General features: G+C 41.6%; 30 protein-coding genes. 16 read left to right on the top strand and 14 right to left on the bottom strand.

All coding sequences use genetic code 11. The annotated features are described in order from the left end of the window. Positions 1-35: 35 nt before the first annotated feature. From ftsH to J4E06_RS15555, 4 genes are all read right to left on the bottom strand, one after another. Positions 36-1,994, bottom strand: a complete 1,959-nt coding sequence (gene ftsH, locus J4E06_RS15570) for an ATP-dependent zinc metalloprotease FtsH (protein ID WP_349524912.1) — start codon at positions 1,992-1,994, stop codon at positions 36-38. A gap of 200 nt (positions 1,995-2,194) precedes the next feature. Beyond that, complete coding sequence (locus tag J4E06_RS15565; protein ID WP_349524911.1) at positions 2,195-2,650, bottom strand: DUF2267 domain-containing protein; 456 nt, start codon at positions 2,648-2,650, stop codon at positions 2,195-2,197. A 45-nt stretch (positions 2,651-2,695) separates the two neighbouring features. After that, positions 2,696-3,238 carry a flavodoxin domain-containing protein gene (locus J4E06_RS15560; RefSeq protein WP_349524910.1) on the bottom strand — a complete coding sequence of 181 codons (543 nt, stop codon included), beginning with the start codon at positions 3,236-3,238 and terminating at the stop codon, positions 2,696-2,698. A 93-nt stretch (positions 3,239-3,331) separates the two neighbouring features. After that, positions 3,332-4,003 (bottom strand): FMN-binding protein, encoded by a 672-nt coding sequence (locus J4E06_RS15555; RefSeq protein ID WP_349524909.1) that lies wholly within the window; start codon positions 4,001-4,003, stop codon positions 3,332-3,334. A gap of 260 nt (positions 4,004-4,263) precedes the next feature. Between J4E06_RS15555 and J4E06_RS15550 the strand changes: the two genes are divergently transcribed. The 3 genes from J4E06_RS15550 to J4E06_RS18425 are packed head-to-tail and all read left to right on the top strand — an operon-like array spanning position 4,264 to position 5,146. Next, positions 4,264-4,593 carry a YtxH domain-containing protein gene (locus J4E06_RS15550; RefSeq protein WP_349524908.1) on the top strand — a complete coding sequence of 110 codons (330 nt, stop codon included), beginning with the start codon at positions 4,264-4,266 and terminating at the stop codon, positions 4,591-4,593. An 8-nt stretch (positions 4,594-4,601) separates the two neighbouring features. Then, a complete protein-coding gene (locus tag J4E06_RS15545) occupies positions 4,602-4,943 on the top strand; it encodes a hypothetical protein (RefSeq protein WP_349524907.1) in 342 nt (113 codons plus the stop codon). A gap of 2 nt (positions 4,944-4,945) precedes the next feature. Further along, positions 4,946-5,146 (top strand): DUF6327 family protein, encoded by a 201-nt coding sequence (locus J4E06_RS18425; protein ID WP_502877356.1) that lies wholly within the window; start codon positions 4,946-4,948, stop codon positions 5,144-5,146. 142 nt (positions 5,147-5,288) lie between these two features. On the opposite strand, the gene J4E06_RS15540 is transcribed toward J4E06_RS18425, so the two are convergent. Beyond that, positions 5,289-6,434 carry a baeRF7 domain-containing protein gene (locus J4E06_RS15540; RefSeq protein ID WP_349524906.1) on the bottom strand — a complete coding sequence of 382 codons (1,146 nt, stop codon included), beginning with the start codon at positions 6,432-6,434 and terminating at the stop codon, positions 5,289-5,291. Positions 6,435-6,589: 155 nt separating this feature from the next. On the opposite strand from J4E06_RS15540, the gene J4E06_RS15535 reads away from it, so the two are divergent. The 3 genes from J4E06_RS15535 to J4E06_RS15525 all read left to right on the top strand — a co-directional run bounded on the left by J4E06_RS15535 (position 6,590) and on the right by J4E06_RS15525 (position 8,589). Continuing rightward, positions 6,590-7,042, top strand: coding sequence for a DUF2267 domain-containing protein (locus J4E06_RS15535; RefSeq protein ID WP_349524905.1), 453 nt, complete (start codon positions 6,590-6,592; stop codon positions 7,040-7,042). Between the two features lie 111 nt (positions 7,043-7,153). Continuing rightward, a complete protein-coding gene (locus tag J4E06_RS15530) occupies positions 7,154-7,831 on the top strand; it encodes a WG repeat-containing protein (RefSeq protein ID WP_349524904.1) in 678 nt (225 codons plus the stop codon). Then, positions 7,828-8,589, top strand: a complete 762-nt coding sequence (locus J4E06_RS15525) for an SDR family NAD(P)-dependent oxidoreductase (RefSeq protein WP_349524903.1) — start codon at positions 7,828-7,830, stop codon at positions 8,587-8,589. Before J4E06_RS15530 ends, J4E06_RS15525 begins: the two co-directional genes overlap by 4 nt. 55 nt (positions 8,590-8,644) lie before the next feature. On the opposite strand, the gene J4E06_RS15520 is transcribed toward J4E06_RS15525, so the two are convergent. From J4E06_RS15520 to ppsA, 3 genes are all read right to left on the bottom strand, one after another. After that, positions 8,645-8,815: a zinc ribbon domain-containing protein gene (locus J4E06_RS15520; protein ID WP_349524902.1), complete on the bottom strand. Its 171-nt coding sequence runs from the start codon at positions 8,813-8,815 to the stop codon at positions 8,645-8,647. 24 nt (positions 8,816-8,839) lie between these two features. Then, positions 8,840-9,241 (bottom strand): DUF302 domain-containing protein, encoded by a 402-nt coding sequence (locus tag J4E06_RS15515; protein WP_349524901.1) that lies wholly within the window; start codon positions 9,239-9,241, stop codon positions 8,840-8,842. 680 nt (positions 9,242-9,921) lie between these two features. Next, a complete protein-coding gene (gene ppsA, locus J4E06_RS15510) occupies positions 9,922-12,321 on the bottom strand; it encodes a phosphoenolpyruvate synthase (protein WP_349524900.1) in 2,400 nt (799 codons plus the stop codon). A gap of 261 nt (positions 12,322-12,582) precedes the next feature. Here ppsA and J4E06_RS15505 point away from each other — a divergent pair, with 261 nt between their 5' ends. From J4E06_RS15505 to J4E06_RS15490, 4 genes are all read left to right on the top strand, one after another. Then, complete coding sequence (locus J4E06_RS15505; RefSeq protein WP_349524899.1) at positions 12,583-13,092, top strand: nicotinate-nucleotide adenylyltransferase; 510 nt, start codon at positions 12,583-12,585, stop codon at positions 13,090-13,092. 49 nt (positions 13,093-13,141) lie between these two features. Next, positions 13,142-13,348 (top strand): dodecin family protein, encoded by a 207-nt coding sequence (locus J4E06_RS15500; protein ID WP_349524898.1) that lies wholly within the window; start codon positions 13,142-13,144, stop codon positions 13,346-13,348. A gap of 157 nt (positions 13,349-13,505) precedes the next feature. Beyond that, positions 13,506-14,144, top strand: coding sequence for a class I SAM-dependent methyltransferase (locus tag J4E06_RS15495; protein WP_349524897.1), 639 nt, complete (start codon positions 13,506-13,508; stop codon positions 14,142-14,144). Beyond that, complete coding sequence (locus J4E06_RS15490; protein ID WP_349524896.1) at positions 14,141-14,551, top strand: archease; 411 nt, start codon at positions 14,141-14,143, stop codon at positions 14,549-14,551. The genes J4E06_RS15495 and J4E06_RS15490 overlap by 4 nt, the downstream gene beginning before the upstream one ends. A 38-nt stretch (positions 14,552-14,589) precedes the next feature. On the opposite strand, the gene J4E06_RS15485 is transcribed toward J4E06_RS15490, so the two are convergent. After that, complete coding sequence (locus tag J4E06_RS15485) at positions 14,590-15,225, bottom strand: phosphoribosyltransferase (RefSeq protein ID WP_349524894.1); 636 nt, start codon at positions 15,223-15,225, stop codon at positions 14,590-14,592. After that, entirely contained in the window at positions 15,218-15,883 is a 666-nt protein-coding gene (locus tag J4E06_RS15480; RefSeq protein WP_349524892.1) for a dienelactone hydrolase family protein, read from the bottom strand. Before J4E06_RS15480 ends, J4E06_RS15485 begins: the two co-directional genes overlap by 8 nt. A 281-nt stretch (positions 15,884-16,164) precedes the next feature. Here J4E06_RS15480 and J4E06_RS15475 point away from each other — a divergent pair, with 281 nt between their 5' ends. Beyond that, entirely contained in the window at positions 16,165-16,380 is a 216-nt protein-coding gene (locus tag J4E06_RS15475) for a hypothetical protein (protein ID WP_349524891.1), read from the top strand. A 26-nt stretch (positions 16,381-16,406) separates the two neighbouring features. After that, positions 16,407-16,949, top strand: coding sequence for an ABC-2 transporter permease (locus tag J4E06_RS15470; protein WP_349524889.1), 543 nt, complete (start codon positions 16,407-16,409; stop codon positions 16,947-16,949). Positions 16,950-17,071: 122 nt separating this feature from the next. Here the strand turns inward: J4E06_RS15470 and J4E06_RS15465 are convergent, their stop codons facing one another. Both J4E06_RS15465 and J4E06_RS15460 read right to left on the bottom strand, forming a co-directional pair. Continuing rightward, complete coding sequence (locus tag J4E06_RS15465) at positions 17,072-17,368, bottom strand: hypothetical protein (protein WP_349524888.1); 297 nt, start codon at positions 17,366-17,368, stop codon at positions 17,072-17,074. Further along, the gene (locus tag J4E06_RS15460; RefSeq protein ID WP_349524886.1) at positions 17,346-17,726 is read right to left on the bottom strand and encodes a hypothetical protein; all 381 of its coding nucleotides are present in this window, start codon (positions 17,724-17,726) and stop codon (positions 17,346-17,348) included. The genes J4E06_RS15465 and J4E06_RS15460 overlap by 23 nt, the downstream gene beginning before the upstream one ends. Positions 17,727-17,847: 121 nt before the next feature. Between J4E06_RS15460 and J4E06_RS15455 the strand changes: the two genes are divergently transcribed. The 4 genes from J4E06_RS15455 (at position 17,848) to J4E06_RS15440 (ending at position 20,967) form a co-directional block, all read left to right on the top strand. Beyond that, on the top strand, positions 17,848-18,234 hold the full coding sequence (locus J4E06_RS15455) for a hypothetical protein (RefSeq protein WP_349524885.1): 387 nt from the start codon (positions 17,848-17,850) through the stop codon (positions 18,232-18,234). 174 nt (positions 18,235-18,408) lie between these two features. Continuing rightward, positions 18,409-19,200: an MlaE family ABC transporter permease gene (locus J4E06_RS15450; protein ID WP_349524884.1), complete on the top strand. Its 792-nt coding sequence runs from the start codon at positions 18,409-18,411 to the stop codon at positions 19,198-19,200. After that, positions 19,200-19,976: an ABC transporter ATP-binding protein gene (locus tag J4E06_RS15445; RefSeq protein ID WP_502877357.1), complete on the top strand. Its 777-nt coding sequence runs from the start codon at positions 19,200-19,202 to the stop codon at positions 19,974-19,976. Before J4E06_RS15450 ends, J4E06_RS15445 begins: the two co-directional genes overlap by 1 nt. Position 19,977: 1 nt before the next feature. Then, positions 19,978-20,967, top strand: coding sequence for an MlaD family protein (locus tag J4E06_RS15440; RefSeq protein ID WP_349524882.1), 990 nt, complete (start codon positions 19,978-19,980; stop codon positions 20,965-20,967). Positions 20,968-21,034: 67 nt separating this feature from the next. Here J4E06_RS15440 and J4E06_RS15435 read toward each other — a convergent pair whose 3' ends face one another. Both J4E06_RS15435 and J4E06_RS15430 read right to left on the bottom strand, forming a co-directional pair. After that, positions 21,035-22,114: a response regulator gene (locus J4E06_RS15435; protein WP_349524881.1), complete on the bottom strand. Its 1,080-nt coding sequence runs from the start codon at positions 22,112-22,114 to the stop codon at positions 21,035-21,037. A gap of 2 nt (positions 22,115-22,116) precedes the next feature. Then, on the bottom strand, positions 22,117-24,666 hold the full coding sequence (locus tag J4E06_RS15430) for a PAS domain S-box protein (protein WP_349524880.1): 2,550 nt from the start codon (positions 24,664-24,666) through the stop codon (positions 22,117-22,119). Positions 24,667-24,893: the final 227 nt, after the last annotated feature.

The raw sequence follows: 24,893 nt of genomic DNA, 5'->3' as shown, positions 1-24,893 counted from the left end.
TGGCAACATGAAGCGTTAAGTTGCTAGGACAAAAATTAAATACTATCAGCCAATATTTTTTCACCTCTCTTTCCCAAGAGTTTTTCGAGGTCGGTTTTTTCCGCTACTTCTTGTCTTAAAAGTAATTGGGCAAGTTTTTCCAATTCCTCTCGATGTTTCAACAAAAGATTTTTGGTCCGCTCGTAGGATGTGATTACCAAATCCCTTACTTCCGTGTCGATTAATTTGGCCATCTCTTCGCTATAGGGCTTGCCCAATATTTGTTCGTTTTGCCCAGTGGAATCGTAGTAACTGATAGGCCCAACTTCCTTGTCCAAGCCGTAATAAGCAACCATAGTATATGCTTGTTTGGTCACTTTCTCCAAATCGTCCAGCGCGCCGGAGGAAGCTTCCCCAAAAACGATTTCTTCCGCCACACGCCCACCGAGCGATGCGCAAATTTGGTCCAGAAACTGTGATTTGGTCACAATCTGCCGTTCTTCGGGCAGGTACCATGCCGCACCCAATGATTTGCCTCTTGGAATGATAGATACCTTTACGAGGGAGTCCACGTGTTCCAAATACCAGCTTGCCACGGCATGGCCAGCTTCATGATATGCCACAATTTCCCTTTCCTTTTGAGAAATTATCTTGTTCTTACGCTCCATACCTCCAATGACTCGGTCGCGTGCAGCGATAAAGTCTTCTTGTTCCACAGCCTTTTTTTTCTTTCGTGCGGCGATCAGGGCCGCTTCATTGCAAATATTGGCAATATCGGCTCCAGAAAACCCCGGACTGAGTTTGGCCAAGATTTCCACATCCACATCTTTGGAGAGTTTCAAGGGACGCAAGTGTACTTCGAAGATTTCGATACGTTCGGATTGGTCTGGAAGTTCCAGATAAATGTGACGGTCAAATCTACCGGGACGCAATAGGGCCTTGTCGAGCACATCGGGGCGGTTAGTAGCAGCCAACACGATTACCCCTGTATTTTCGCCGAATCCGTCCAATTCCGTTAGAAGCTGGTTCAAGGTATTTTCGCGTTCATCATTGGTCTGAAAAGCGTTGATCTTGCCTCTGGAGCGTCCTACGGCATCTATTTCATCTACAAAAATGATACTTGGGGCTTTTTCTTTGGCACGCTTGAAAAGATCCCGTACTCTGGATGCACCTACACCGACGAACATTTCCACGAATTCCGACCCCGATATCGAAAAAAAAGGTACTTGGGCCTCCCCGGCCATCGCTTTGGCCATAAGGGTCTTTCCCGTACCAGGAGGTCCCACAAGCAAGACACCTTTAGGAATCTTGGCCCCCAAACTGGTGTACTCTTCGGGGTTTTTGAGAAAGTCAACAACCTCCATGATTTCGATCTTAGCTTCTTTAAGTCCGGCAATATCATTGAAGGTAACAGTACTCTTAGTTCCTTTTTCTGTAAGTTTGGCCGTAGATTTTCCAAAGTTTGACAACGGATTGACACTATTTCCATTCCCCATCCTTCGGAGTATAAACATCCAGAACAATATGATGATTGCTAAGGGCAATAACCATGAAAACACGGTAATCCAATTGGTCCGGTTTTCATACTGTATGTCAATTTTTTCTACTGATGGAAGGCTTTGTTGTTTTTGTTGCAATTTGTTCTCAAAACTTTCTACCGAGCCAATGGTTATGAAGTAGTGCGGACCTTTATCGGTAGAGAACTGACCATCTGTGACTTCCTTTAATTCTGGTTCTTGCGAGAGGTCTTTTTTCAGATAAATTTCCGCAATCTCTTTATTTACGACAACAATCCTTTCGATGGCGTTCGTGGGGAGCAAGGTATCTTCCATTTCTGACCAACTGATTTCTTTGGGACCACCAGAACGGTTGAAGAAAACGGTCAAGAACAACAGAAAAACCACCAATAACCAATTGACCCAGCTAAAGTTGTATTCCCTTTTGGGAGGTTTTGGGGTGTTGATGGTTTTTTTACCTTTACCATCTTCTTCTGTACCATTGTTTTTAGGGCGCATCTATCTGTTCTAAAAATATACTGGGGAATGCACCAAAACTAGATTACTTTGGCAAAATAGGAAATGATATTGATCATTTGCACTTGGCCAAAAGCATAACCTAGTCTTTCCAAGAGCAACATTTTACTACTGTGCATTCCGATAAACTTACAAGTTGGAAAAGACCAAATTTATTCATGGTGAACGGAAGCCCATATTGTTTATTCATTGATTATATGCGATGGGATGATATTTTTTAAGCCTTTCGGCAATACATCCCTGATATCCTCCAGTTCGCCCTGGGACACATAGTTTTTTAAGAACAGAAAAGTTGTTTGGATATAGTCTTCCGCCGCATCATCATCGTATCCAAAGTCATTGGTAGCGGCAGTGCCATCATGTTTTTTGGCGAGCTGGATAAAATCTTTCAAATTTTTGACCCTTGTCCTTTTTTTGCCTATGGCCCATCCATTCACGTATATGGCCTTTATAATCATGGGCAGTTGGGCAATAAACTGCATGGATTCAGTGGGGGAGATGATATCCCTCAAGGCATAAAGTATTGAAGTCATGATCCTGCCTGCTCTGTCCCTATCGTTTTCCATGGACATCTGTTTGGCATAATCATTCAAAAAGGTGTTTCCTTCTGCGGTGTATTGGTCAAAATTGAATCCCATGACATTAGTTTTAAAATGAATTGATAAAAAATAACCTTCCTAAACTTACCTTGCTGATTGTACAGTTTCTGAACAAAAGTTGAGAACAAATGTTTTTACATTGTTCCAATCCGTATATTCATGGTCACGGGAAGTATCTGTGCTGCCTCCCTCTTTTTTTGCAATCATTCGCATGATGAGCTTTTTAAAATAATCATATTGGGTATATTTTAAAGCTCCTGCAAAATATTGTACTTCACCTGGGTTCCATCCTGTTCTTTCCAAGAAATCCAAAGTCATTTTTTTGATTTCTTCATGCTCTTCTTCTATGTTGGAAGCAATGGCCATTGAAACCGAAAAGAATGCGGAATGCTTTTTATTGAGGATGTCCAGATGGCGCATGACATAATTGGACACAGCACTTTGATATTTTTGCATGTGCACCGAGGCACCGATCAGAACAGCCTCAAAACCATCAGGAGAAGGAGGCTCTTCGGTGGCATCTGCAATGACCACTTTGTGATCGCCTCCTTGAAGCACTTCTTCCATGAACCTGGCAATTTTTCGGGTCTGACCCTCACTTGTGCCATATACAATAAGGATTTTCATTTTGTCAAATTAGTGTTAATGTTTTGAACGTAAAATTACCTGCACAGCTTGCATCACACAATGACCTGAGTCATCGAGCACGCTACGATAGACCTAATTTGTTATGAAAAAGGGCTTGTATTTTTTTAGGCCATCATTGACCATTTCCACCGTGAGCCTGCTGGTTATGGTAGCACCTGAAATGCCATCGACCACTTTGTCCCCTTTTATTATGGTTGTATTGTTTTGGTTCAATCCAAACGTGTTTTCACCCCAATTGACCTTGGTTCCGACAAATTGTTCTTCAAATGATGAAAATGCGATAGCGGCACCATACCCTTCGGATTCGGCCACATGCTCAAAGGCAGCTTTCTTGATTTCCATTGTGTTCTTATCGACCAAGAACGTCCCTCGGATATTTCCGTCATAACCCTGATTGGCCATAACGATCAAGGCCTCTTTCCCATCTCTGGCCTCAAATATGGGATAAAGATTACTCTTGCTCGACGTGAGTAACTTTTTGAAGAGAAGTGAGGCCTTTTGTACTCCAATACTGTCCAATTCGCCATTTTTATCGATGGTCCAACTTTGCAGCTCAGTTGGTATGCCCAAAGAGTCCGATGCCATGCCTATGAACTGTGCTATCGCTTTTAGTTCTGGCGTTGGTGTTTCTTGTTTTTTGACTGTTTTGGGAACAGGTTCCGGTGTTGCTTTCTCCACTTTTTGTTTACAATTCCAAAGGGCGAAAAGCATAATAAACAGCAAGTATCGATTATTCATTTTCATGGCTTTAGTTTTTACCCCGCATTGGGTCAGGGTTGTTCGTTCAAAATTGCATGGTTTACATTTTAGGTGAAATGATCGTCGTCACATTGGTGAACATTTGAGGCCATGGGATTCTTTAATAAAGAATTGGGTATCAATAAAGTGTTGGTTTTTCTTTTTTTGTAGAAATATTTTTTAAAGTATTGGGCAACTGATCTATATCATCAGAAATGATAAGTTGTTGGGCTATTTTTACAATATAAACGATAAAAATTGATCATATGGCAACCAGAAACGGAGATATAGTCTTGGCCCTATTGGCAGGGACCATTGTTGGAGCGGGAATTGGGATACTTTTTGCTCCGGATAAAGGAAAAGAAACCAGGGAGAAAATTAAGCGCAAAGCCCAGGATGTTACCCATGACATATCCGAGAAGGCTTCCCATGCAGTGGACGAACTCTCCCAAAGTGTGCATGAAAGGAGAAAGAAAATTGAAGACAAACTTGAAGATGTGATATCCAATATGAGCTATAAGGCCGAGGATATCATAGATTCATTAGAGTATAAATTGGAAGAGCTCAAAAAGAAAAACGAACGGTTACAAAAGTAGATTTTGATATGTTTCAGGACTTAAAGGAAAATTTGAGGGATACAGATGAGAGCATACATGCCTATGTAGAGCAAACACGGGAGTACTACGAACTGAAGGTCTTTAAGATATTGATGCATCTCATTGATCGTATTCTGGGGTGGTTCATCGTATCGGCTTTGTTGTTTTTGGCCTTGTTGCTTTTTTCCATAGCCGTTTCCTATGGTTTGGGAGTTGTTTTTGACAGTATGGTCCTTGGATTTGTGGTTGTAGGGTTGTTCTATGTGCTTCTCATTGGATTATATGCCCTTTTGAGGGATAAATTGAGCAGTCCTTTGATCAAAAGATTTTCCATATACTATTTTGATTGAAAATGAAGGCCAGGTACCATTCTTTTTCGGATATAGACCAAAGATTAAAAATTCTAAAGCTCAAAAGACAAATTGAGGTGGAAAAAATGAAACTCAATCTGACCTTGGGCCAACAAAATCTTGGACTTTCAATGTTGAAAAGTGAATTGCCCATGATTTTATTTGCTAAACTTTACCGAAAAATCAAACACATATTTCACTGAATATTCAGCGGTTTTGTCAGACTCTATTTGGGAAGGCTGTTGTTTTTATCAATCTAGGCTTCCATCCATTGATGTAGCCTTTGGAAAATCTTCCGCCTATATCTAAAAGTAACGGGGGGGGAGTGCGTTCTTATTGGTTTGTTCATTTATGGAAAATGGCACAGCACTCCGAGCTTGGAACGGGCATTTCCATCTTGTCCATTAAGTATATCTTACCTCCCTGTAGAAAAGTATTTACCACCATCAAATTATCCAAGGGTACAGCAGGAGACCGGTGTTCGTGACTTATTTTTAAAAGGTTGTTTGTTGGGTCGTAGGTTCCCCATACATCCATATCATATTGGATAAAAAGCGTGTCCACTCTGCCCTGAATGGCCATTGGGATAATTTCATTGATCTGTTGTGAGGTTCTCCCCGTGTCTTGGTAACGCTGGAACATCTCCAATTTTTCGTTTCGTTCTTGGTCAAAATGGGATTCCAAAAGCTTCCAAGCCCCTAATTGCAGTTCATCCGAACTTAGGTCAGATGGATGGCATGAAAGATGTTTTTCAAAGAGGTTGTGATAGGAATTGGCCTTTTTATAGATTGAAATCTGCTCGTCCAGCCCTGCGAGGAGCAAAGGAGTATTTTCTGCACTTAAAATGGAGGACAATCCACGGTCAATACCTCTAAAAAAAGTCAGGATTTCATCTTTTCTATCTTCTTTCCCCTCACCTTGGCCATGGAACATGGCTTCTCCATAAGCTTGCTGTTGGCTTCTGAATTGCAAATTTTTCTGTTCATGGTCATAACCTACTTGATCTTCCATCCGGGAAGGGATTTTTTCCTCAATATAAATCTCCTTAATGCTGTACCGACCGACCTTATAAAGCTTCACTTCATTGAGTTCCAAAGTCAAGAGGATAAAGTTTTCGCCATCCACAAAAAAGGGCATGAGGGGAACCAGGTAAAATACTGAGGAAATAATGGTCTGAGGGGAAAACTTTAAAGGAAGTTGAAATGTCATGAAAAGATCCGGGGAAATAAAAAGGACAAGACCTTCGGACCTGAAGTTCCAATCGTGTTTGGCATCAATCAATTCTTGTATAGGGGCGGCAAGGGCACTAATTGTTTTTTGGTCATATTCCTGATTGGCCAGATTACGTTTCACATCTTTCAAAAGGTTTTTGAGCAGAAGTCTATCATGGCCCTTCAGAACGGCTTCGCCTGTTCTATGGGTTGGCATATAAATGGAGACACAGGGTGCTGCATGTTCTCCTGCCAACAGTTCTATATCTTCTTTTTTCATGGTCAATTTAAATTTATAGGAATTCAAAGAAACCTCTATTTCCTTCACATGGAAATGATTTGGGTCATTATGTCAAGCAGTGCCATTGACGGGGGTCATTTCAAGAAATCGTTTTATACACCATTTTTAACTATAATTTTTAAATGCAAAAGACCATGGCACTGAATTTTAATCAATATGCACAGGAAGGCAATACCTTCTTGAACGAATATGCCAAACAATTGGGCATGGGAAAAGACACCGAAAAAGCGGGCAGGATATTTGTTTCGATCATGCATGCCCTACGGGAGCTCATATCTGTAGAAGAATCGCTGCAACTAATTGCGCAACTGCCCATGTTTCTTAAAGGGGCCTACGTAAATGGATGGAACCCAAGGGAAAAGAAACCGGACATTAAGCACATGGATGAGTTTATAGAACTGGTGAAGCGTTTTGACGGTCGCTCCGCCATCCACGACTACGGGGAAGAGAACGACCTTGCCGAGACCTATATCGATGTCACATTCTTATTTCTACGGAGATATGTGTCCTTGGGCGAAATGGAAGACATCCGGAACGAACTTCCCAAAGACCTCAAAAGTATGATATATTCCAATTTGATGTTCTAAGAGAATCTGAAAGACGCTATGATATCCATGGCAAATAGCTGTTCCACTGATTTATATCATTTTTACAGAACGGCATTTGACCTACCTTGAATCAATATAAAAACATGAATTATGGGACTGAAATATTTAGTGGGAATGGCTTTTATGGCTTTCCCATTTGTAATGGGTGCACAAACCCTGGAGACAATAAATGATCCAACGGTCAAAATAAAGGAGCTGGACGAAGTGGGCCCTTTCAACGAAGGGTTGGCAGCCGTCCGGAAAGGCGCTAAATGGGGCTTTATAGACCAAGAGGGCAATCTGGTCATAGATTTTAGGGATGATGTGGTCTGGAACCAAAATGCGGAGGAGTCGCAGGGTGATATTAAGGCTATCAGGTATCCAAAATTTAAGAACGGTCTATGTGCCATCCAAGAAATAAAGGATGAGGGAATTCCGTATTACGGGTTTATGGACACCCAAGGAAAAATTGTAATCGAACCAGAGTATCTGAATGTTACAGGTTTTGAAGATGACAGGGCCATAGGGATCTATTGCAGGAGAACTTTCAGGGGGAAAAATAACTTTCAGCTGAATATTTATGAATATGCCTTTACCGAAGTTATTCTGAATACCCAAGGTGAAATTATTTGGCCCATCAGTAAAAGAGAAAATATCTCCATTATTAAAAGGAGATATCAGACACCAAATTTGACGGCATCCTTCATTTCGCCCAATCTGATACTGATAAAGACCAGCGACAGTGATTTCCAAATCTCCAACATTAGTGAACAAATCCAGAAACCATGAAAAGATTGGACAATAAAGTGGCCATAATCACCGGAGGTGCCGCGGGAATTGGCAAAGAGACAGCCAAAGTTTTCTTGCGGGAAGGAGCCAAAGTGCTTTTGGTGGACATTAACGAAAAGAGCCTGAAAGAAACAGTTGAAGGGTTCAATAACCCCAATGTTGCCTATTGTACAGGGGACGTTTCCAGAGCGGATGCTGTAAAAGAATACGTTCGGATAGCGTTGGACAAGTTTGGCAAAATCGATGTTTTTTTCAACAATGCGGGCATTGAAGGAACCTCAAGCCCCATGGCAGACTACCCCGATGATATCTTCAACAAGGTCATCGATGTAAACTTGAAAGGCGTTTGGTACGGATGCAAGTATGTGATCCCGAAAATGGAGCAGGGGGGAAGTGTCATTATCACTTCCTCGGTGGCCGGTCTTAAAGGTTTTGAAGGTTTGGGTGCCTATGTGGCCAGCAAACATGGTGTTGTGGGTATCATGCGTACCGCGGCCCTAGAGTTTTCCAACAAGAAAATACGCGTAAATACCATACACCCGGGCCCGGTTGAAACCGACATGATGCGTAGGATAGAGGCCGATATTTCACCAGAGGACAGCGACGGGGCCAAAAAGGGATTTGAGGCCAGTGTACCCTTCGGGCGCTATGCCGAAGCTGGCGAAATTGTGAATTTGGTTCTTTTCCTCGCTTCGGATGAAAGCAGGTATATCACTGGTGGCACTTATGTTGTAGACGGTGGGATGGTCATTGCATGATTGTTTTTGGCTTCGATGCTGCGCTATCAGCAAAAAAATTGAAGCATAAAAAACGCTAAAGTACCTTCTGTTGATCAAAGTTTTCTTCCCCTGGATGGATAAACGTACCTTTTTGATAGCATTTGTGGCAATATTCCGTATTGATACTGCCATCCCGGTTGGTTCCAAAATCGGTAAGGTGGTACATGGGCTTTCCACAGTGTTGGCAAATATTTGAAGATTCCATGACGGTATACTTTGTTGATATGGGTCAATGACTTTCTTGAAGGGCCTCTATCACTCTTTTGAGTTTGTCCCGGACCTTCTCGGCAATGCCCATCAAGGCCTCATTGTGGACTCCCATCATCGAAGCAATGGGATTTACGGCGGCCACCTCTATGTTGCCATCTTCGGCTTCCCTTACGATTACATTACAAGGAAGCATGGTGCCAATCTTGTTTTCTACCTGTAATGCTTTATGGGCAAATGATGGGTTACAGGCTCCCAAAATTGTATAATTGGGAAAGTGTACATCCAATTTCTGCTTCAATGTATTCCTGATGTCAATTTCGGTAAGAACCCCGAAACCTTCATTTTTAAGGGCGGAGGTGGTGCTTTGTATAGCTTTCTCGAAAGTGGTATCACTGAGAACGGTATTGAAATAATATTCCATTTTTATCAGAATGAATTAATTTAGGGAACAATACACCATTACTAAGGAGAATGGACGGAATTTAAATGGAAACAGGGAGCCAAGACTCCCTGTTTCTTCGAAAGGCTTGAGTTGCTTTCTGCCTTAAACTTTCTCTATACCATCTTATTTCTAAAATGCTTAAGAACGATTGTACAGTGGACAATCCAAACCTTTCTAGTTTATGTATCCTCTCAGATCATAAACATTTTATGGGGTGTTTTTGATGGAGAGGAGGATCGTTCTCCGCATTTGGAAAAATGTGGTTGATATTCAAATCCTCGTGCCTTATAAAAACACCTTTTATTACCATTGGCTTTTTTCCAATTAACTATTTTTCTATAGTTTTTGTAGAAACCGGAGCATTTTAATGCCCCGGTTTCACAGAAGAAGTTATCCTACCCAACGCTCTTTTTCTTGTATATGCTACTAGTGTTTATCACTAAACATTTTTGCAATTCCAAGAGGAGTCAAAGAATAGTTGTATCTCCCTCTGTATTTCTTAAACCAATGATTTTTATCTTCAAAGAACGTATAGTATCGTAATCTTGGTGCTAAATTAAGGCGATTGTTTTGGCTTTGAAATGATCTGGATCATCTGGGTACTTTTTTTTCAAATTTTAACATTTTTGACAACATTGTCATTTCTTATGAATTCAATGTCAAGCCAAGAATGTGCTTTTTCTATCAACCATTCTTTTTTCTGCCTTGTTGATGTTCTTTATCCCTTTTAACAACGCATCGGGATTAAAGGAAATACTGTTGATGCCCAGGTCCACCAAAAAAGCCGCAAACTCGGGAAAATCACTTGGTGCTTGCCCGCAGAGTCCAATTTTGGTCTCGGTCTTTTTTGCAGATGAGATGGCCATGGAAATCATCTTTTTGGCAGCGGGGTCATTTTCATCAAAGAGACCACCCATTATTTCCGAGTCACGGTCAATCCCCAAAGTAAGTTGTGTAAGATCGTTGGAACCAATGGAAAAGCCATCAAAGATCTGTGCAAACTCCTCAGCCAAGATTACATTGCTGGGTATTTCGACCATGGTATAGATCTCAAGCCCATTTTCCCCTCTTTTCAATCCGTTTTCCTCCATTATCAGGAGTACTTTCTTTCCTTCCAATAGGGTGCGGCAAAAGGGTACCATTACCTTAAGGTTGGTCAAACCCATGGTATCCCTAACCCTTTTTATAGCTGCACATTCAAGTGCAAATCCATCCCTGTACCGATCGCTGTAGTAACGGGAGGCGCCTCTAAAGCCCAGCATGGGGTTTTCCTCTTTGGGCTCAAAATCTTTTCCTCCGATGAGGTTGGCATATTCATTCGTCTTAAAATCGCTGAGCCGCACAATGACTTCTTTGGGATAAAAAGACGCGGCAATGGTGGCAATTCCCTGTGAAAGCTGGTCTATGAAATAATCTGTCCTCTTGGGATAGTCCTTGGTAAGCATTTCGATTTCTTTTTTTGCACCTTCATTTTTGATGCTGTCAAAATTGACCAAGGCCATGGGGTGGATCTTTACCGAATGGGTTATAATAAATTCCATACGCAATAATCCTACACCATTATTGGGATAAAAAGAAAGTTGAAATGCACTCTCGGGGTCGGACAGAATCATTTTGACCTCAGTATCAGGCAAAAGGATATTTGAAAAATCTACCTTGGTTTCCTCAAATTTTAAAGCTCCATTATAAATGTGGCCGGTTTTCCCTTGGGCACAGGACAGGGTAACATTCTGACCATTTGAAAGAACATCGGTGGCATTGCCACAGCCAACAATGGCAGGCACTCCCAATTCGCGGGCCACAATGGCTGCATGGCTGGTACGCCCACCTTTGTTGGTGATGATCCCACCAACCTGTTTTAGGAGCGGATCCCAATCCGGGGTTATGGTATCGGTCACGATCAAGTGTTCCGATGTTAGATCTTTGGCTTCTTTGGGGGATTTCAATTGGAGTACTGTACCCACTTTTATTTTTGAACCTACGGCATTTCCAGAGGTGAGTATCGTTCCTTTTTCAAGCAGTTTGTACTCAATATATATGTTCATGTCCCTGCCTTGATGCACCGTTTCCGGCCGTGCCTGAATGATAAAAAGTTCACCGGAAAGACCGTCCTTTGCCCATTCAATGTCCATGGGTTTTTGGTAATGTTTTTCTATGGCCATGGCCCATTGGGCCAATTGCACAATTTCATTATCGGAGAGGACAAACTGGACCTGCTTGGAAGCTGGAGTTTTAATGTTCAATGTTGGTTCTCCGTGCTGATCTGTGTTATAGATCATGGTCAAACGTTTGTCGCCCTTCTTTTTTTGGATGATGGGGAAGTGTCCCGTTTTCAAGGTGGGTTTAAAAACATAGAACTCATCAGGATTGACATTGCCCTGTACGATGTTTTCCCCGAGGCCCCAAACCCCGGACAACAGAATGACATTTTCAAAACCGGATTCAGGCTCTATGGTAAACCCCACACCCGAACAGCCCTTATCTGCCCTTACCATTTGCTGCACACCTACCGATAGGGCAACATCAGCATGTTTAAAACCCTTGTCGTTACGATATTTGATGGCCCTATCCGTATATAGGGAGGCAAAACATTTTTTAACCGCCTCCAGAACTTGCTTTTCCCCTTTTATGTTCAAAAACGTGTCATGTTGCCCTGCAAAACTGGCACCGGGAAGGTCTTCGGCCGTGGCACTGCTCCTTACGGCAACAGTGGCAGAACCACTCTTGTCAAGATTTTGGTAGGCTTCCACTATCTTTTGGGAAAATTCATCTGAAAAGGTTCCGCCCAATATCAAATCCCGCGCCTTTTTGCCAATTTCATTTAAGTTGACATATGTGTTTGTATCCAAACTTGCCAAAACGTCTTCCAAAGGTTTTCGAAGTTGATTTTTATCCAAAAAATCCCAGAAAGCATCCGATGTGGTTGCAAAACCATTAGGAACTCGAACCCCTTCCTCTATCAATTCATTGTACATTTCACCCAATGAGGCATTTTTCCCACCAACTTTTGGTAAGTCATCAATATGTATTGCTTTAAAAGGTTTGATGTAATCATCCATGGCTAAGGATTTAATTCACAAATTTCAAGGCACAGCGACTATTTTCCAATGATTTGGGTCAGTCCATTAGATTCTCTGGATGTAAATTTTAGCATTGACCGCCCTGTTTTCAATGGATTCTAAATGAGTCACTTAAAATGATTCAGGATGATCTGGGTCATTTCGCAAAGAGCCTATCCACACTAGTTTTGAATATATGAAGCGATACATTTAAAAAGATGGCTCAGTAGCCATTGAAGTATTAACAAAAACACTAAGATTATGAAAAAGATAGTATTAACTCTATTGACCGTGGGACTCGCAATCTCTTTGCACTCCCAGATCATCAAAACGGAAGAATTGTCAGAGGTAATTGTGTATGCGACCAATTACAAGTATTTGAACAACATCGACACTGAGGAAGAGGCTTCCATACCTGTTGAAATGCTCAGAAGAAAAGTTGCAGCTTTTGACGTAAAAGGTTCTGAATTCTATCAGGATGATTATGACCTGTACAACATTAATTTCTTTATCCCAGAAGGGAAAATCCTTGCTGCCTATGACAAAGACGGCAAGATTATCCGAACTGCTGAAAGGTTTAAGAACATTAATCTACCGAATACGGTAAAGAAGGCCATCTTGGACAGGTTTCCGGAATGGACCATAACCAAGGATGTCTACCTGGTCACTTACCACAACGAAAAGGGTGTTTCCAAAAAGTATAAATTGAAATTGGAAAATGGGGATAAGACGTTGCGGGTAAAAGTGGATGAAAAAGGTGAGTTTCTATAGAAATCGGGGTCGTCTTTGGCCTAATTAATAAACAATAAAATCAATCATTATGTCAGTATTAAAAGTCGTCGAAATTATGGGAAACTCAAAAGAGAGTTTTGAGGATGCCATCAATAACATTGTCAAGGAGACATCAAAAACAGTGAGGAACATCAAGTCTGTTTATGTAAAGGACATGCAGGTTTGTGTAAAAAGCAACCAAATTTCCGAGTACCGTGTGAATGCCAAGGTCACTTTCGGAATAGATGAAGAATAATTCCTAGTTAGTAGGTTTTGTTTGTATGGTCCGCGCTGGTCTCCTGGCTTCGGACCGTATTTTTTGTAATGGTCAGTAGTAGGTAAAGCCTTATGGTTGACCTGGATCATTGTGCACCATGCGTCCAATAACTAAATTTTATAAAAAACAATAAGCTATGGCAACTACAGCAGTATTTGATGAACATGTATCCCAATACGAGCAATGGTACGAGGACCATCCCGAGGTGTATCAGTCCGAAATATTGGCATTACAGGAGCAGTTTTTGGAGATGCCCCAGAACATAAGGGGAATTGAGGTAGGCCTGGGCACTGGAAGGTTCTCCGAACCTTTGGGCATCAAGGAAGGAATTGAGCCTTCTCTGGAGATGGCAAAAAAAGCATTTGATAGGGGGATTGAAATCATGAAAGGTAAAGCAGAGCACTTGCCCTATTCCGCCTTGCAGTTTGATTTTGTCCTTTTTGTCACCATTTGCCATTTTAGCAATGTAAAAAAAGCCTTGTCCGAAGCTTTTCGTGTTTTAAAATCGGATGGGGCCATTATTATCGGTTTTTTGGACAAAGAACGTAGCATTGCAAAATCCTATATGGGCAAAAGGGATCGAAGCAATTTTTACAGAACAGCAACTTTTTATTCGGTAAGTGAGTTGGAACAACTGCTGAAAAAATCAGGGTTCAAAAACATGAAATATAACCAGACCCTTTTTGGTGAACTGGAAAGCATCAAAGAAGTGCAGATTCCCAAAACCGGTCATGGATTGGGATCTTTTGTGACCGTAAAAGCGATGAAGCCATGAATGGGTTGGTACAACATACGGCTGATATTGAAATAAAGGTACTGGCACCAACGCTTAAGATACTTTTAAAGGATAATCTTGGAATCATGAACGATATCTTAAAAAAGGGAGGCTGTGACACTATAAGTCATTTCGACTGCCAGATGTGCGTGGAGGTCACTGCTAAGAATACGACAGATCTCTTGATTGGTTTTCTCTCAGATATCCTATCCATCACCTATATTCAGAAGTCTCTTTTCTGTAATGTTTATTTTACCGAGCTATCGGAAAATAGAATCAAGGCCCAGCTTTATGGCAAGTGGTTGGGTGAATTTGATAAAAATATCAAAGAGGTAATCTACCAAGATGGTTATGTGTTAAGGAACGAAAAGAATATGTGGGAAAGCCATATCATTTTTACTATTTGAATGAGAGAGATAGTGAAAGGTTTTCCATAAAAACCGAATCAAGGGTTGACCGTACCGTTGGTTTGTTCCAACAATATAATGGCTTCTTCTTCCGAAACTTGGTCGAATTCTGAATAAAATTGCCCCACAGCATGAAAATTACGAGGGATGAGAAGGCAGATTACCTCATCAATATATTTGGAATCCTGTAGATTTTGTACCGCTCCATGAGGCGCCACAGGGATGGCAACTATTGTTTTTCTTGGATTTTGATGTTGTACCAATTGGGCAGTGACCTTTATGGTGTTTCCTGTAGCTACACCATCATCCACTATAATCACAGTTTTGTCCTTCAAGGGTATTGATATTTTATTCTTGTGGTAAGCCTCAAATTTTTTCCGAAGCTTTTCACGGATACGTTGCGTTTCTTTAACAATGTAATTGCTTTCAACTCCATGCTCATTGGACAGAATGACGTCCTCCAAACTTACGGCTCCAATGGCATATTCCTTGTTGTAGGGATGGCCAATTTTTTTGGAAAGAGCTACATCCAACGGGGCATTCAAAGTTTTTGCGATGATGGCCCCCAAGGGAAGTCCGCCTTTGGGTATGGCAAGTACCACTACATTCTGATTTTTGTATTTTTCAAGCCTTTCTGCCAATTGCAGTGCGGCATCTTCCCTGTCTCTAAACATAATTTTCTGGATTTTTTTCGAGCCATCTCAGAAACCAAGTAGCAGAAATTTCGGCAACCGCTCTTAACTTGCCCGGCTCCTCAAACAAATGCCCCGCACCGGGGATGATTTCCAATTTCTTTCTGCATTTCAATTTTTCATAAGCCCTTTGGTTCATGGAAATTACATCGGTATCTCGCGAACCTACGATAAAAAGGGTAGAGGCCTTAACTTCGGAAAGTTCGTCCATGGCCAGATCTGGTCTCCCCCCACGCGATACCACTGCTTTTATGGCAGTTCCAAAAAAGGCAGCTGCCCGTAGGGCCGAAGCAGCACCGGTACTGGCGCCAAAATATCCTAAAGGCAACCCCTTGATTTTTTGGTGTTGTTGAGCCCATTGTGTCGTTTCAATAAGTCGATGGGTGAGCTTTTCTATATCAAACCTATTCTTATAGATTTTGTCTTCCGATTCGGTTAAAAGATCAAATAATAACGTAGCTATTCCTTTTTGCTGTAATATGTTGGAAACATAGTTGTTTCGGGGGCTCAAACGGCCGCTGCCACTTCCGTGGGAAAAGAGCACCAAACCCTTGGGGTCGGAAGGGATGTCCAAAAATCCCTCCAAGACAACATCTTTAAGGGATATGTGGACCGTTGCATTTTGTTCTTCAGTGTTCATGTTTTTTCTCTTTGCTTGAAGCCCATGGTTTCTTGCAGTATTGGAATTTTCAGCATCACATAAAAAAAGGAGGCGGAAAAAATGACCTACATTATGCCGTGCCCAATTTGAATGGAAAGTTAAAGTAAACGCTTACTGCTATCAATGATGTTCATCATTCAAGGTATCCATTTTGGTATGATGAAGATCATTTTCAAAGAATATCCCAGCCGTTATTTTTATTGAATCATTATCCTGAGAAAGCGTGTAAAGTACATTCTAGTTAAAAGTTGCCTAAAACTATGAGAGAGTTGAACTCCATATTGGACAGGATTACCATGTTGACCAATACTATGGAATCACAATATCCGGAATTGTATCAATTTTTGGACGAAAATCCGATTACCCTTCCTCTATTACCACATCCAGAAATGAACAAAGAAGTGATGGAATCTTATCTGCAAAGTTTACAAGAGTTGCTAGATCATCATGTGAAAACCCATAAAAATGAACCTTAAAACAAACAAAAGAAAAAAATGGCCCTATGAAAATTAAACGGTACAAAGTAGTGGTTTGGATATTGATTGGTGCCATGGTCCTTTTCTTTTTACTGGCTGTTTGGTACAAGAGCAGGTATTCGATGGATGTTGTAGAACCATACGCTATGTATTCGCAAACGTTTGATAAGAAACTGCTCATTGCAACACAGGGCAGTGCCTTTAAGGACTCCTTGGTTCGGAACGTTGTTCGCTATTACAAAAATGATTCTGTTTTCATCAAGATCATTGATGTCTCTGAGCTTCAAGGGATAGTTCCTGCCGAGTTCAATGCCACACTGATTTTACATACTTGGGAATATGGAAGTGCACCGGAAGATGTGGTGGCCTTTGTGGAAAAGAATAGGGACCATCTTGAAAAAGTGGTTGTGTTCGCTACATCCGGAGAGGGAAACAACAGTATAGAAGGTGTAGATGGTCTCGCGGGAGCTTCCATTATCAAGGATATGTTCCTTTACAAGGATTGGATACTGTTAAAATTGGATTCCTTATTGCCTCGTGAAAAGAGCCAAGCCCCTCAATACAGATGATGGCCAACGAGGGCTTTCTACTTGATTTTCGCAATGGGAGATTTGGTTTTCACGAGATGTTCCGTAAAAAGTCATTTTATAAAATGGGGTAGAATCAGCTCCCATTTTGGATGGCATGAAACTTACACGCAAGGCCTTCGAAATGCTCCAAGCGATATATTGGCCAAGGATTGAAAAAGAGCTATCGTTGAAATACCCCAAGAACCCGAGAAACGTTCAAAACCATAGACCTGTCCAAAGAAACGGGAGCGGAAACCGTTTCGAAGATGTACAGGACCATTTGGGAATATGGGTTGAAGGTAATCACCATCTACAGGGACGGTAGCAAAGCAGACCAAATTTTGCAAGCCCGTAGGTTGAATAGGAGTTTCAATGGTTGAAGAAGGTGTTTGTGACTTATTTGTTTCTTCTTCCAACACTTTTATTGCTCCTTCCCCTGTCCGCATTGTTCTGATCGTGATACCGCCTAATGTCGTCCTCATAATAATTCCTAATGCGTTCATATCGAGATCGGTTCAAGTCTTGTGTACGGTAACGGGGCGGTAATACCTTTCTCCTTATCCATACCCCACCATCCCAATAAATGTAGGTTCTGGCCGATAAATCATAATAAATGCTCAGTTCTGGAAAATATACATATCTAACAGTCTCGATCCTATTCGGGTAAAACCAGGGTGGGGGAGGGTCTGCCAAATTGTGCGAAACCAACACCGGACTACAGCCCTGCACTGCCATAAACAATAGGACAATTGCTGTGTATGACCAAATTCTCTTCATGATATTTTCATTTAATAAGACAAAGTAATGTAAAGGAGAGTCCCAGAAAAATGACCCAGATCATTCCATGAAAGCATGGGATAGGATAGTTTTGGGATAGAACATTAAGTGGTTAATTATCATGGAAAAAGTAATCATAGACAACAGTGACCTGCATTTTGAACACAAACAGTGGGATTCCGAACTTGCCTTTTGGAAAGATGAATTGAAATCGTTCAACCTTCGTTTGGATGAATTGGTAAACCGATGGACCAAAAAGGAGGTGCTCCAAAAATTGGAACACTACCAAAACGAATTCATGCTCCACAATGGCGTCATCGAAAAGCTTCAGGAAGAAATACAGGTCCATGAAACAAACATAGCGGCCCAAGAAAGGACAGGCAGGCCTGCACTGGATACCATTTTGGTCAAAAACCATTCTGATTTCCGAAAAAAAATGGAAGAACAGCGGCAAATCTATGCAGATTTGAAAAAGGAATTTTTTCGATTCTTGTCACAGTACATGTAAAAAAATAACGATTTGTTGCGGTAAAGGTTCCATCATCGGACAAGGTTTTGGAAGTTATGTTTGCTGATGGACAAAAGGTCCAATGCTTCATAAAAGCAGTTGACCTTCAACACGGATGATGGTTTTTATGATAACCGTCATTTCAGCACCGGTTTTGCCAACCTATTTTTGAGTATGGAAGACTTGGCAATTCCCATGAAAATTATGGAAAGGACCAAACTTTTTTTTAAAGAGGTGGGTAGCCTTTCCCATTTTGCAGGCCGTTTTTTTAGACAGGCCCTGAACCCTCCATTCGAATTCAAGGAATTGTTGAGACAATGTTACCAAGTAGGGAATAGGTCCCTGCTATTGGTGATGGCCACAGGTTTTATCATTGGTCTGGTACTGACCCTACAATCTAGGCCCACGCTCATAGAATTTGGGGCCGTGTCCTGGATGCCCAACATGGTAGGGATTTCCATAGTCCGTGAAATTGGCCCCGTGATCACCGCCCTGATCTGTTCGGGCCGTATAGCTTCCGGTTTTGGTGCAGAGCTCGGTTCCATGCGGGTCACGGAGCAGATAGATGCGATGGAGGTTTCGGGCACCAATCCCTTCAAATATTTGGTGGTGACCCGCATTTGGGCCGCTACGCTCATGCTTCCCTTGCTGGTCATTTTTGGGGATTTGGTAGCGCTTTATGGTTCCTCTCTCGTAGAAAACATGAAAGGGGATGTCTCCTTTAGGTTGTATTTCAACACGGTTTTTGATGCACTCTCCTTCGGAGATCTGGTACCAGCGACCATCAAGTCCTTTTTCTTTGGATTTGTTATTGGGCTAACGGGCTGTTACAAAGGATATAATTCGGATAAAGGGACCGCAGGGGTGGGAATAGCAGCAAATTCTGCCGTGGTCATGGCATCCCTGCTCTTGTTCGTGGTCGATTTCATTGCCGTTTTTGTTTCTGATATATTTTATGAGCTATGATGGGAAGGCAAGAACAAATCACGGGAAAGGCCAAGGTTGATGATGATTTGGTAATCAAGATTGAAGATCTCCACATCAGTTTTGGCGACAACCATGTGCTGAAAGGGTTCAACATGGTTTTGCACAAAGGGGAAAACTTGGTGGTCATGGGAAAATCCGGTTCGGGCAAGTCTGTGCTGATCAAGTGTATGGTAGGGCTCATCACTCCAGGTCAGGGCTATGTGGAAGTTCTTGGTAAGGAGATAAGTGCTTTGGACCAGCATGCTTTGGATGAGCTTCGCTCCAATATCGGGTTCCTTTTTCAAGGGAGTGCCCTGTACGATTCTATGACGGTGCGCGAAAATCTGGAATTTCCCATGCGAAGGCACAGGAATAAATTTGGTAAAGACCAGGATACGCTTCCGTATGTTATGGAAGCTTTGGAGAATGTGGGCTTGGCGCATACCCTGGATTTGATGCCCGCTGAACTGTCCGGGGGAATGAAAAGGCGGGTTGCCTTGGCCAGGGCGATTATTTTAAGACCAAAATTGATCATGTACGATGAGCCCACCAGTGGATTGGATCCCATAACAGCAAAGGAAATCATCGAGTTGATGCGGAACATCCAAAAAAAATATGGCACTTCGGCCCTGATCATTACCCATGATGTAGACTGTGCAAGGGTCGTTTCGGAACGGATGATCTTGCTGGTGGATGGAACAAATTATGCCGAAGGCACCTATGGGGAACTGTTGGCGTCGTCGGACCCTATGGTAAACGCATTTTTTAAAAAGTGATATGGCTTCAAAAACTTCTTCAGAAAATATAAGATTGGGCATCTTTGTGGTGGTCGGAACCTTACTGTTGCTCATAGCAGCCTATCTTATTGGCAACCGACAGAACATGTTTGTCAAAAACTTTACCTTAAGTGCTGTTTTCAAAAATGTGAATGGGCTTCAAAATGGGAACAATGTTCGATTTTCAGGTATCAATATTGGTACGGTCAACCGTATCGATATGATGAACGACACTACCATTTATGTCTATATGACCATCGAAGACAAAATGCGGAACCATATTAAGAAAAATGCCATTGCCACAATAGGCTCCGATGGTTTGGTGGGCAGCATGTTGGTGAACATTGTTCCAAGTGGAGGAGAAGCGGAGTTGGTGCAGAACGGTGACGAGCTCCAATCATATAGTAGGATTTCATCCCAAGATATGCTCAGCACACTCAATGTTACGAACGAAAATGCAGCTTTGCTCACATCCAATCTTTTGAAGGTTACCCAATCCGTGATGGAGGGAAAAGGGGTTTTGGGTCGCCTGCTCAATGATACGTTGATGGTACAGGACTTGCAGCGTATCATAAAAAATCTTGAGCGGAGCAGCAATCATGCAAATAGCACACTCTCCGAACTAGAGGTCATTGTGGGAAAAATTGATATGGATGAAAGTGTTGCCGGGGTAATACTGTCGGATACCTTGGCGGCTGCAAATATTAAGAGCAGCATTGAAAATTTGGAGACCTCAAGTATCCAAATAAGGCAAATGACCGAAGACCTGACCCAGCTTATCGATGGTTTGAACACAGGGGAGGGGATGCTCCATTTGGTATCCAAAGATACGACCATGGCCAATCTCCTTATGCAAACAATGCGCAACATTGAACAGGGAACAGATAAATTCAATGAAAATATGGAAGCCTTAAAACACAATTTTTTGACTAGAAGATACTTTCGAAAAATGGAAAAGGAAAAAGAGAAGGCAAATAAACAGAAGGATTGAATCCCGATCACTATAATTCATTTTTGGCCCATAGGTTCCACTTAAATATTTATAGGATAATCTTGGATCATAGCATCCCCTCAAAATCTGCTATACGTTTTAAACGGTCAATATCCAATATGGTAAGTTTCCTCTTTTTATCAGTACCTACAAGACCAATTTCCCTGAATTTGGTAAGTGTCCTGATGGCGGTTTCCTTGGCTACACCGATCAAAGAGGCAAAATCTTCCCGAAGCATATCCACACCTTTATGATGCTCATCTTTAAGGATGCCCTTTTCGTGAAGTTCCAGCAGCGCTTTTGCTGCCCGCCGATCCACAGATGAATAGGCGATGTCTATCAATTTTCCTTGTAGGTCGATCATATTGTTGGAAATTATGCCAAGGAATTTATTGGCCACTTCCTTATCCTGGTATACCAAGTGTATAAAATCTTCCTTGGGAATACCGAGCACTTTGGCATGTTCCATTACGATGGCCGTTTCTAGATAAGTGCCGCCACTTCCCAACAAAGATAGTTGCCCTACAAAGTCCCCGGGCCCATATAGTCCGGTAATCATTTCTTTGCCGCTTTCCGTGCCCCTAAAAGTCTTTATGTTTCCATCTTCTATAAAATAGAGATAATGTGCAGCGTTCCCTTCTTGATATATTCTTTCCCTATCCTTAAAAATTTGGGATTCCCTTTCTTTGGAAATGAGTTCTTTTCCCAGATATTCGGATACCTCCTTAAAAAAATGGTTGATTCCGACTGGGGTCTTTGAAAACTTTTGCTGGATAAAGTTATGTTTCTTTATCCGCATTTCCACGGCATCCAATAGTTCCTGTGACCGATAAGGTTTATAAATATAATCATCGGCCCCAAGGCTCATCCCCATTCTTATATCTTCCTTCTTGTCTTTGGCGCTTAAAAAAATAAAGGGAATGTTTGCTGTATCGCTGTTTTGACTCAAGACTTCCAGTACGGTATATCCATTTGCTTCAGGCATGACTATGTCGCTGATGATGATATCGGGCAGTTGTTCCATGGCCATTTGGATACCTGCCCTGCCATTGGCCGCAGCTATTACGTTATAGTTGGCCAACTCAAGAATTTCCACCGTGTTCTCGCGGACTTCCCTGTTGTCTTCAATTACCAATACTTTTTTCATTTTTATTTATAGTGTTTTGGAAACTTTAATTCGAAGGAGGTACCATGGTTCTCTTTACTGTCATACCGTAGTTCTCCTCTCATCAACTCCGTATACAATTTTACAATGTGCAGCCCAAGCCCGGTCCCTTGAACATTAATGCTATTTCTCGCCCTGAAGAACCGTCGAAAAAGATACGGTTTGTCCTCTTCGGGTATTCCTATGCCCTGATCGACGACCTGGATTTTTACCTTTTGCGATTCTTCCTCAATCCTTAGGATAATGGGTTGGTTTTCATCAGAATATTTAATGGCATTGCTCACTAGGTTCATTAGTATGTGTTGCACCAGCTTAGGATCCAGGTAAATTTCTATTTTCGAATGGTTGCATTCCAAAACAATGCTCTGACCGTTTTTTGTATTCACTTCCATTTGCTGGATCAAGGATTTTGACAATTGTAATAAGTCAAAAAATTTAGGGGTGGGTTTGGTTTCCCCTTCCTCTAATTTGGTGAGCGATAGAAAATCGTTCAGTATGTTTACCAGATGTTCCACATTGGCTTTTATTCTTCCCAAATGGAACAAACGTCTTTCTGTTTTTTCAGGCCCGTTGAGTTTTTCTATCAATGAAGTTGAAGACAGAATAATGCTAAGAGGTGTCCTGAACTCATGGGAAGCAGTACTGATAAATCTGGTCTTGAGCTCACTTAGTTCCTTTTCCTTTTTTAGGTTTTTAAGGATTCTCTCCTCGTTTCGTTTTCTCTCTGATATATTTAATAGAACGAGTACTGCATGGGTAACTTCACCATCTTTAGACAATATGGGAGTGGTGTTGATTACATAATTACTGTTCTTATACTCGATTTCAAAACTTAGATGTTTACCTTTTAGGGCCTGGATCATGTGATATTTCAAAAGGCGTTTACTGCTTGTTGACAATCCATCAAATTCCATTATGGTTGATGCTTTTTTTGAATAAACCTGATCTTGGAGATGTTTCAACTCTGCACCCTTTATAAAATTGATTTGCATTTGCTTGTCCACCAATATTATAGCACCTTTTGGGAAATTTTGGGTGATGGCCAAAAGCATGCTTTCCTGTATTTCTGCCCTTGTCTTGGCAGCGTTGGCATCTGTAACTTGCTCAATAAGCTCAAAATTTGTTACCGTCAATTCCTCTAGAATCTTTTTTAGGTCTTTGTTGCGTTGCTCAACTTGTTTTTCCAACTCTTTGGAATAAGTCTCCAAATGCTTTTGGTTCGTTTGCAATTTTTCGCGAATCTTCTTTTGTTCAATGGCCAAACCGATAAGACCGACCATCTCATCGACCAATTCTTCCTTTTCGAAGAAAGGATAATGTTCGGAAGGGTAAAAAGCGGACAAAACACCAAGAATGTGATTATCAGCATCTAAAATAGGGGAGGAACTGATGGATTTGAAACCAGCCTTGGTCAATTCGGACCGGTACTTGGACCATGAAGGTTCGTCCAGAATATTGGCGACCCTTACTCTTTTTTTGGACTGTATAGCCCGTATGCAGGGACAAGAATCAGATGTGGCTAAAATTTGGTCCATGACCTTGCCAATTGCAGGGTGTGTTTTACTTCCAGAGACCCTCTTGGGCATTTGTTTGGCATCATCATATAAAGTGATTGCCACGGTACCTATACGTATTTGTTGCTCCAGCACTTCTTGAACACGGTCAAAAATTTCGGGCAGAGGCCTTTTTTTTATGACCATTTCAAAAATGTCATTCTTGGCTTTTCTTAAGAACTCTAGGTTCTTTCTTTCCGTAATGTCGTTTTGAATACCTATAAAATGTGTGGTTTCCCCATTGATGTCCCGTACTGGGGTAATGGATAGTTCATTCCAGAACATGGTCCCATCTTTCCCATAATTTCGTATCTCCACATGGCAAGGAGATTGGGTCGCGAGTGCATCTCGAATGATTTGAATTTCCTTTTGCTGGCGGTCATCGCTTTGAAGAAAATTGCAATTTTTTCCAACGACTTCTTCCTTGGTGTAACCGGTTATTCTTTCAAAAGCCTGGTTGACATGGATAATGGGAAATTGTTTGAGTTGCGCATTTGCTATGATGATTCCATTCCCTACCTCATCCAAGGCCCTCTCCTTGATAACATTGATGTTGCCGCCCATGATTTGGGTGGTGATATCTTGCATATATCCTTCCAGATAGGCCGTGCCTTCTTTTTTTTCCACTGCAATTCCGGTTTCACTGATCCAGTGAATCTTCCCCTCTTTATCTATTATCCGGTATTTCAACTGGAACTTTTCGTTTTTGCCCAAGGCCAATTGTACCGCGTTCCATACATCATCCTTGTCCATGGGGTGAATCAGACTTCCCCAAGCTATTCCATCTGACTTGCAAAATTGTTCGGGCCAATATCCTGTGACGCATTTGCACTCATTGCTGATGAACTGCATGGTTCTGTCCGAATCGTTCTTACAGCGAAATACAATGCCCGGGAGGTTTTCCACCAACGTCCGTAGCTTTCGGTCACCCTCAAACAAAAGGGAGGAAGCTTTTTCTTCTTTGGAATTTTGCCGTTTCATTTAAACAGATGGTTTTAGATCATAACAGTGAAATATAGCAAGTGGATTCCTTGATTTTTCTTTGGTTCTTTTTGGAATCAGTATCATCTTTATGGACCGAGGGTTTTCCGTTTAAAAATTTCAAGGAGCAATAAAAAGAACACAACCAAATATAATATATGACTTTTTACCTTGACATGACATAAATCATTTTCTAAAGCTCCCTCAAAACGGAATAAAATGGATTT

The sequence above is a fragment of the Allomuricauda sp. NFXS6 genome (assembly GCF_040148835.1).
Classification (GTDB): Bacteria; Bacteroidota; Bacteroidia; order Flavobacteriales; family Flavobacteriaceae; genus Flagellimonas.
Note: the sequence above shows the minus strand (reverse complement) of the source record. Positions and strands in the feature narration are given on the sequence as shown.

Bases quoted from the DNA above. Each gene is read 5' to 3' on its own strand.
- J4E06_RS15535 (WP_349524905.1), top strand. From the start codon at position 6,590: ATGGCACTGAATTTTAATCAATATGCACAGGAAGGCAATACCTTCTTG.
- J4E06_RS15435 (WP_349524881.1), bottom strand. From the start codon at position 22,114: ATGAAAAAAGTATTGGTAATTGAAGACAACAGGGAAGTCCGCGAGAAC.
- J4E06_RS18425 (WP_502877356.1), top strand. From the start codon at position 4,946: ATGAAGGCCAGGTACCATTCTTTTTCGGATATAGACCAAAGATTAAAA.
- J4E06_RS15545 (WP_349524907.1), top strand. From the start codon at position 4,602: ATGTTTCAGGACTTAAAGGAAAATTTGAGGGATACAGATGAGAGCATA.
- J4E06_RS15490 (WP_349524896.1), top strand. From the start codon at position 14,141: ATGAATGGGTTGGTACAACATACGGCTGATATTGAAATAAAGGTACTG.
- J4E06_RS15430 (WP_349524880.1), bottom strand. From the start codon at position 24,666: ATGAAACGGCAAAATTCCAAAGAAGAAAAAGCTTCCTCCCTTTTGTTT.
- J4E06_RS15495 (WP_349524897.1), top strand. From the start codon at position 13,506: ATGGCAACTACAGCAGTATTTGATGAACATGTATCCCAATACGAGCAA.
- J4E06_RS15515 (WP_349524901.1), bottom strand. From the start codon at position 9,241: ATGGAATATTATTTCAATACCGTTCTCAGTGATACCACTTTCGAGAAA.
- J4E06_RS15520 (WP_349524902.1), bottom strand. From the start codon at position 8,815: ATGGAATCTTCAAATATTTGCCAACACTGTGGAAAGCCCATGTACCAC.
- J4E06_RS15540 (WP_349524906.1), bottom strand. From the start codon at position 6,434: ATGAAAAAAGAAGATATAGAACTGTTGGCAGGAGAACATGCAGCACCC.
- J4E06_RS15550 (WP_349524908.1), top strand. From the start codon at position 4,264: ATGGCAACCAGAAACGGAGATATAGTCTTGGCCCTATTGGCAGGGACC.
- J4E06_RS15480 (WP_349524892.1), bottom strand. From the start codon at position 15,883: ATGAACACTGAAGAACAAAATGCAACGGTCCACATATCCCTTAAAGAT.
- J4E06_RS15565 (WP_349524911.1), bottom strand. From the start codon at position 2,650: ATGGGATTCAATTTTGACCAATACACCGCAGAAGGAAACACCTTTTTG.
- J4E06_RS15555 (WP_349524909.1), bottom strand. From the start codon at position 4,003: ATGAAAATGAATAATCGATACTTGCTGTTTATTATGCTTTTCGCCCTT.
- J4E06_RS15560 (WP_349524910.1), bottom strand. From the start codon at position 3,238: ATGAAAATCCTTATTGTATATGGCACAAGTGAGGGTCAGACCCGAAAA.
- ppsA (WP_349524900.1), bottom strand. From the start codon at position 12,321: ATGGATGATTACATCAAACCTTTTAAAGCAATACATATTGATGACTTA.
- J4E06_RS15470 (WP_349524889.1), top strand. From the start codon at position 16,407: ATGAAAATTAAACGGTACAAAGTAGTGGTTTGGATATTGATTGGTGCC.
- J4E06_RS15485 (WP_349524894.1), bottom strand. From the start codon at position 15,225: ATGTTTAGAGACAGGGAAGATGCCGCACTGCAATTGGCAGAAAGGCTT.
- J4E06_RS15455 (WP_349524885.1), top strand. From the start codon at position 17,848: ATGGAAAAAGTAATCATAGACAACAGTGACCTGCATTTTGAACACAAA.
- J4E06_RS15500 (WP_349524898.1), top strand. From the start codon at position 13,142: ATGTCAGTATTAAAAGTCGTCGAAATTATGGGAAACTCAAAAGAGAGT.
- J4E06_RS15440 (WP_349524882.1), top strand. From the start codon at position 19,978: ATGGCTTCAAAAACTTCTTCAGAAAATATAAGATTGGGCATCTTTGTG.
- J4E06_RS15450 (WP_349524884.1), top strand. From the start codon at position 18,409: ATGGAAGACTTGGCAATTCCCATGAAAATTATGGAAAGGACCAAACTT.
- J4E06_RS15475 (WP_349524891.1), top strand. From the start codon at position 16,165: ATGAGAGAGTTGAACTCCATATTGGACAGGATTACCATGTTGACCAAT.
- J4E06_RS15505 (WP_349524899.1), top strand. From the start codon at position 12,583: ATGAAAAAGATAGTATTAACTCTATTGACCGTGGGACTCGCAATCTCT.
- J4E06_RS15530 (WP_349524904.1), top strand. From the start codon at position 7,154: ATGGGACTGAAATATTTAGTGGGAATGGCTTTTATGGCTTTCCCATTT.
- J4E06_RS15460 (WP_349524886.1), bottom strand. From the start codon at position 17,726: ATGAAGAGAATTTGGTCATACACAGCAATTGTCCTATTGTTTATGGCA.
- J4E06_RS15445 (WP_502877357.1), top strand. From the start codon at position 19,200: ATGGGAAGGCAAGAACAAATCACGGGAAAGGCCAAGGTTGATGATGAT.
- ftsH (WP_349524912.1), bottom strand. From the start codon at position 1,994: ATGCGCCCTAAAAACAATGGTACAGAAGAAGATGGTAAAGGTAAAAAA.
- J4E06_RS15525 (WP_349524903.1), top strand. From the start codon at position 7,828: ATGAAAAGATTGGACAATAAAGTGGCCATAATCACCGGAGGTGCCGCG.